The sequence below is a fragment of the Vibrio sp. 10N.222.46.A1 genome, assembly GCF_041473595.1.
Classification (GTDB): Bacteria; Pseudomonadota; Gammaproteobacteria; order Enterobacterales; family Vibrionaceae; genus Vibrio; species Vibrio tasmaniensis_A.
The window spans coordinates 1-5,174 of sequence record NZ_JBFRSN010000102.1 but is presented as its reverse complement, the minus strand read 5'-3'; the positions used below and the strand labels follow the sequence as shown (position 1 = coordinate 5,174).

Below are 5,174 nucleotides of genomic sequence, written 5' to 3'. Positions count from 1 at the left end.
GATAGCAGCAAGCTAAAACTGACGCAAATGCACCAAAAATGGCGAGGGTGACGAACATCATTCGCCAAGACGCAATTTTCAGTAAGAAGGCACCAAATACAGGCGCAACCATTGGCGCGATGATCACCAGTGACATGATAGTCGCCATGATCTTTTCACGTTCTCGGCCGTCATAAAGGTCTTTCACGATGGCGGTTGCGATAACGGTGATGGCACTGCCCGCAAAGGCTTGGAATATACGGGCACCAATCAACTGCTCAATGCTGTTGGTCATGGCACATAATACGCTCGCCACCATATAGCTTGCGATGCCAATGAGTAGAATCGGCTTACGTCCAAACTTTTCGCTGAGCGGTCCCCAGAACAACAGGCCAACCGCATAGGTCACGAAGTAGCTGCTCAGGGTTAGGTTGACCATCGATTGGTCGGTATTGAACACCTCAACCATTTGCGGAAGGGCTGGCAAATACAGGTCGATGGTCAATGGAGGAAACGCACTGATGATGACGAGGAAAAATAGCATACCGGTCTTACCCAGTATTGGTTGTGGTTTCTTCAAGGTATTTCCCCGCTATCCAATAAAGGGCTTTTAATGGATGTGATGTTGGCTTTCAGAAGGTTTAAGACACGCTAGACATGAAGGATGGATTCGCTCAAGAACTTGGCGGAAAATCTCTAATGGTTTGTCTTGGTACTTATTGTATTACAAAATATTATCACTCTTATAGTGAACGAGTTCAACCTGTTAGTGACTAGGTTAGATTGCAATGATGATCGATAGATTGTAGTGCGGATAGATAGTTTGTAATGCTCATCGAAAGCTTGTAGTAGCTGTGAGTTAGCTGGTTATCTTTTCTTTGGGCGCTTTTCTACCAAGCCGTTGCGTTCTAGGCCGCGTCTAACACTACTGCATAGCTTACCAAAACGGCGTAATTCTTCGAAGTTAGGGCCTTGGCCGATTGAAATACTGTGTTCCCAGTACATCAATTCACTGTCGACCATCTCCAATAATTTCTTAGAGCAACCAGAGCAGTTTCCTTTCGGTCCACAGATAAACGTCTCCGACTCGTAAAGAGGGAGTTCGTTTTTAACTTCTTTAATTAGATTGAGCATTGCCGAGTTTAAGTCTGGCTTTTTGTTTGTGAGTGGTTTCAAGCTTAGTGCTTGCGAAGCGATCACGGAAGAAGTCGTTGTGTTGGGTTGTATATTCAAAGCAGCTGATGACATATCAAAGGCCTCAAGGAAAGAAGAAGAGGCGCATGCTACTCCTCACAACAAAGTGGACCTTGATGTAGTGCAATAAGCGTGGTGAATTATCCGAAAGGGGTAGGAGAAAGAGGGAGTCAGAGTCACAAATGGTTTGTGACTCTGGTTTATCTCCTAGGCTCAACGCAGAAAATAGGCTTAACGCAGAAAGTAGTCTTAACGCTTAGAATTCGGCGTCGAACTGGAACTCCATCCACTCTTTGGTGACTGGGTGGTGTAGTGCTAGCCTTTCTGCGTGTAGGTGCAGTCGGTCGGCTTTGTTGCCATATAAGCCGTCACCAACGATAGGCATGTTAAGCCCTTCTTCATGTGAACAGTGAACACGTAATTGGTGTGTGCGGCCCGTTTTCGGGTGCAGATAAACCTTTGTTGTGTCTTGGCTTCGCTCAATCACTTCCCATTTCGTTTCAGCAGGCTTGCCGTGTTCGAAGCAGACAATCTGACGAGGACGATCGTATAAATCTCCACGTAGTGGTAAGCGAACATAACCTTCATCTTGCTCTAAAACGCCTTCTATCATTGCCACGTAACGCTTCTCAACTTCACGAGTAATGAACTGCTTCTGTAGGCTTTTGTTCGCACGTCGTGTAAGCGCAAATATTAGAATGCCAGAGGTCGCCATATCCAAGCGGTGGATAACAAATGGCCCTTCAACATCGGGATGCATTTCTTGAACACGAGTGTAGGCCGAATCTTTTATGGTTTTACCCGGTACGGATAGAAAACCTGCTGGTTTGTGTACCACAACGATGTGATCGTCTTGGAACAGGATATCGAGGTCTTTGCCTTCTGCTGGGTTCTCTAGCAATGGGTTGGGATCGACTTCCAAGCCTTTCATCATATGGCCTAAAATCGGTACACACTTACTTTGGCAAGACGCGTAGTATTTCTTGTGCTTACGGATTTCCGATTTCGGTGAACGACCCCACCAAAATTCAGCCAATGCCAGCGGTGTGTAACCGTTCAAATACGCGTATTGCAGCAGCTTGGGAGCGGCACATTCGCCAGAACCCGCTGGTGGTATCTTGTTTGGGGTGTCTTCAAAGATCTGGTTGAGATCCTCAATGTTACCTTCCGCATTCTGGAAAGCGTATTGTGAAAACAGTTTGTGCTGAAGCTGATGAGAAAGGTGTGCTCTTTGCTCTTTTAGCTCAGCCAGTTGAGTCGTGAACACATCAACTTTAGCCTGCAACACTTGCAGAGTCTGTTCCCAGTTGAGTTTTAGATACTTCTGTTGGTTCTTGTCGGCAACACTGGCTTTGTTTAGCTCGTTATTTAGCTGTTCGAAGGCTTGCTCATCAAGGTTTTCTTTACATTGTTCGCGTTGTTCTTTACGTGTTTTTCGGCCTTCTATAATTAATAAACGCTGAGCTTCAATCTCTTGTTCAGCTTGTGCTTTTTGTTGTGCCAGTTGCTCGCACAGTTCAAGGTAATCAGCGTTTGCTTGCAGCGCTTTAAATTTCGCATTCACAGCCATCATGTCGGCCGTGTCTTGATGGAAAAAGCTGTCGCTACTCAACATGTCGAATACGGGCGGAACAAAGTGATGCAGTAGGTTTTGGTCGGCGATTTTTCCAGAGAAAGCAGAGAAGTAACCAAGCTCACCTTCAGGGCTTTTCACCAGTAACACACCAAACATTTTGCCGCGACCTGCGTCAGAATCTAAGCCGAAGTCATGTTGCCAATCGGTTTGCGTTTCTAGATATTGTTGAAGCTGATGAGAGGCGATTTCACACAGTGGATGCGGTTCATAATAGAACGGGAATGTGAAACGCTCAGGCAACGAATATGACTCGATCGGCTGTTGAAAACGAGTGAAGCAATGCTCAGGAGTATGGCTGTTTTCTGAGTCGTGCGTTGGTTTTGATGAGTGCATAGTCGTATTAATACTTATATCGTGGTGATAAATGGTTGTGAGTCTACTGTGTATGTTTAAAGGTTTTAAACACAGTACAAGGCGGCGATTCTACTCTTTATCGAAAAGCGCCTCAAATAAGAAATGGTTCTATTACTGGATAGCTAAGCGAGACGGTTAACACGGAACCCATGAGTTATGGCTTGAACTTCATTAATTGATGAGTAACTTCTCGTTTTTAATCATAGAAGGTAACTTCACAAACGAAGGGTGGTAGCCTTGCCGCCCTCTTATGAAAACTAAGGTAACGTTATGATTCCACTCAATACTTCGATTGTCTCCGGTGTCGCTCTTTCAGAGATCGACGGACAAATGAAAATGCTATTAATGAAGCGTGTAAAGGGCGAGTTTTGGTGTCACGTCGCAGGCTCGATTGAAGCGGGTGAAACAGGCTGGCAGGCTATCGTGCGCGAGTTTGAAGAAGAGACCCAAATTAAAGTGGAAGCTTTGTATAACGCGCAGTTTCTGGAGCAGTTTTACGAGGCTCACGTTAATGTGATTCAGCTAATCCCTCTGTTTGCGGTGCTATGCCCACCCAACCAAGCGATTGAACTGAATGACGAACATACAGAGTACCGCTGGTGCGATTTAGAGGAAGCGAAAGCACTTGCGCCGTTCCCCAACCAACATGCCGTCTACGATCATATTTGGTCGTATTTTGTCGATAAGCCAGGCAATCCGCTTTACCGAGTGAAATTGAATTAGCACTGGCTGTTTAAGATCTAGGACTTACCAAGATACGGGGTTAAAAAGGCGTTTACCTGTTCTTGGCATAACCCTACATCGACTTTCACGCCGTGCGACTCGAGTATCGCCACACCACGACCATTATTGCGAGGGTCTGGGTCTAGCATCGCCACTACTACGTGTTTTACACCTGCTTTAACCAATGTACTGGCGCAAGCGGGTGTTCTGCCAACAAATGAACATGGCTCTAAAGTTACGTAAGCGGTAACGCCTTCCATTTCTCCATCCGTTTCGCAGTCATAGCCATTCAGTGCTTCAACCTCGGCGTGGTTTCCACCGACCTTTTGCGTATATCCAACAGACACCACCTTATCGTTTTTCACCAAAACACAACCCACAGGCGGGTTTGGTTGGCAATCGGGTAGGGCTTGGCGCGAAGCTTCAAGAGCTTGCAGCATGTATTGTTGGTTCATGGTCGTTACTCAGTATGACGAGAGAGCGTAGCTGCTAGTCGCCACGCGCGGTTGATGAGTTGGTTAGTTACTAACTTACTAAGCTAATAAATTGATAAGCTAAGCAAGTGGGGGCATGTTCGATCTGATTGGGCTTTTAGTCAATGGTTTTACAGAGGCAAAGTTTGATTCGACATAGGTTAACCATGCTAACTACGGTGTCATAAGGTAGAGTTGATGTTGTCTACGCAATAGAGCTCAATTATTGAATCACCACGATAATTAATTTAATAGGCTAGCCATAAATTCGCTGACCGGCTCTGACAATAAATCTTGTGGGTGGTCACCGCCAAAGGTAGCTAGCCCGCTTTTTCCTTCGATTATGCCAGACTTAATAATTACTTTTGTTTTAACATCAACAACTGTAATTTTTACGCTTACTTTATCTGGCTTTGCTGACCATTCAGTCGCGCGATCTTCCCAGTGTAATATGGTAGGAAAAATTAAGTAGTCGAACTCATTGCTTTTCGCATATTCAAGGACAAAATTGTAGTCAGCTGCTTGGTTAGCGATTGCGACGTTGTTTAGTTTTGTGAATAACTCTGATTGAAGAGCTTTACTCACCATTAGTCCTGAGCCTGAATAATAGTGCTTCCCATACTCCCCATTCTTTGAGCGGCCGATTAAAACTGAATCACTTGTTTCAAATTTAGCTGTCGAGTTTACATCCGTAACCTGAAGTTTATGTGTATCAGCACACCCAATGATAACTAAGCTTATAAGTATCAGTAACGCACGTAAAATCGACATAATAGCTACCTTATATGGATGTGAGTTAATATTAACCATAGTTT

6 protein-coding genes are annotated in these 5,174 nt (G+C 44.9%); 1 reads left to right on the top strand and 5 read right to left on the bottom strand.

From position 1 onward, the window contains the following. From AB4496_RS03700 to AB4496_RS03690, 3 genes are all read right to left on the bottom strand, one after another. The coding region (locus AB4496_RS03700) for an MFS transporter (RefSeq protein ID WP_372071261.1) at nucleotides 1–523 on the bottom strand (523 nt) is incomplete at its 3' end. A 323-nt stretch (nucleotides 524–846) separates the two neighbouring features. Next, nucleotides 847–1,227 carry a hypothetical protein gene (locus tag AB4496_RS03695; RefSeq protein WP_009844739.1) on the bottom strand — a complete coding sequence of 127 codons (381 nt, stop codon included), beginning with the start codon at nucleotides 1,225–1,227 and terminating at the stop codon, nucleotides 847–849. A 202-nt stretch (nucleotides 1,228–1,429) separates the two neighbouring features. Then, nucleotides 1,430–3,142 (bottom strand): RluA family pseudouridine synthase, encoded by a 1,713-nt coding sequence (locus tag AB4496_RS03690; protein WP_009844740.1) that lies wholly within the window; start codon nucleotides 3,140–3,142, stop codon nucleotides 1,430–1,432. 291 nt (nucleotides 3,143–3,433) lie between these two features. Here AB4496_RS03690 and AB4496_RS03685 point away from each other — a divergent pair, with 291 nt between their 5' ends. After that, complete coding sequence (locus AB4496_RS03685; RefSeq protein ID WP_009844741.1) at nucleotides 3,434–3,886, top strand: NUDIX pyrophosphatase; 453 nt, start codon at nucleotides 3,434–3,436, stop codon at nucleotides 3,884–3,886. 17 nt (nucleotides 3,887–3,903) lie between these two features. On the opposite strand, the gene AB4496_RS03680 is transcribed toward AB4496_RS03685, so the two are convergent. Both AB4496_RS03680 and AB4496_RS03675 read right to left on the bottom strand, forming a co-directional pair. After that, entirely contained in the window at nucleotides 3,904–4,341 is a 438-nt protein-coding gene (locus AB4496_RS03680) for a bifunctional diaminohydroxyphosphoribosylaminopyrimidine deaminase/5-amino-6-(5-phosphoribosylamino)uracil reductase RibD (protein WP_009844742.1), read from the bottom strand. A gap of 261 nt (nucleotides 4,342–4,602) precedes the next feature. Next, on the bottom strand, nucleotides 4,603–5,174 hold a 572-nt coding region (locus tag AB4496_RS03675), incomplete at its 5' end, for a DUF4823 domain-containing protein (RefSeq protein ID WP_372130601.1).

Excerpts from the sequence above, each read along its gene's own strand:
- AB4496_RS03680 (WP_009844742.1), bottom strand. The coding sequence starts at position 4,341 with ATGAACCAACAATACATGCTGCAAGCTCTTGAAGCTTCGCGCCAAGCC.
- AB4496_RS03690 (WP_009844740.1), bottom strand. The coding sequence starts at position 3,142 with ATGCACTCATCAAAACCAACGCACGACTCAGAAAACAGCCATACTCCT.
- AB4496_RS03695 (WP_009844739.1), bottom strand. The coding sequence starts at position 1,227 with ATGTCATCAGCTGCTTTGAATATACAACCCAACACAACGACTTCTTCC.
- AB4496_RS03685 (WP_009844741.1), top strand. The coding sequence starts at position 3,434 with ATGATTCCACTCAATACTTCGATTGTCTCCGGTGTCGCTCTTTCAGAG.